A 716-nucleotide genomic window follows, 5' to 3' on the forward strand; every position below is an offset into this window, starting at 1 on the left:
AGCGTTTTGCTCTCAATCCCCTCGCGGTTGGGTTGGATGCGGGCTATTTTACGGCCCCGGTTTGTTATCTGACGGAACAGTTAGGCATTATCCCCATCATAGGTTATCGCCGGCCGAATAAGGGACCAAATACCTTTCAGAAGAAACATTTCACCTATGACCAGCTACAGGATTGTTATGTCTGCCCGCAGGGAGAAAAACTGATTTATACCACAACCGACCGTCAGGGATACCGGCATTATCAGGCCCCGGCGGCTATCTGCCAGTGTTGCCCGCAGCGTGATGCCTGCACGCACGCGAAAGGCGGAAAAACGATAACCCGTCATATCTGGGAGGCCAGTAAAGAGCAGGCCAGAGAAAACCGGCTAACGGAATGGGGTAAAAAAGTTTACAAGCGACGAAAGGAAACAATAGAGCGCAGTTTTGCGGATGCGAAGCAACATCACGGGCACCGTTATGCCCATTTTCGCGGGTTGCAGAAGGTGCAAATACAGTGTCTTTTGGCGGCAACTGCCCAAAATATCAAGAAGATAGCCTTGCTGGTCGCGATGCTTTGTTGTTTTTATCTCTGGAGGGCGAGCCAGTCAATGCCCGCGAAGCGAAAATAACGCCCTGACGGGCGATTGAATCGGGTCAATGAGGAAAATGAGTTGTATTATGATTCGTAATGAAAGGAACAAACCCCATTATTTTCAATGGGGTTTGTCAGCGGTCTG

General features: G+C 50.0%; 1 pseudogene. It reads left to right on the top strand.

Annotated elements, in window-relative coordinates:
• A pseudogene (locus ACGF49_RS24665) lies at positions 1-608 on the top strand (IS5-like element ISPlu14 family transposase); the annotation flags it as partial.
• Between the last annotated feature and the right edge of the window lie 108 nt (positions 609-716).

The organism is Photorhabdus sp. RM96S (assembly GCF_042879335.1).
In the GTDB taxonomy this organism is placed as follows: domain Bacteria; phylum Pseudomonadota; class Gammaproteobacteria; order Enterobacterales; family Enterobacteriaceae; genus Photorhabdus; species Photorhabdus kayaii.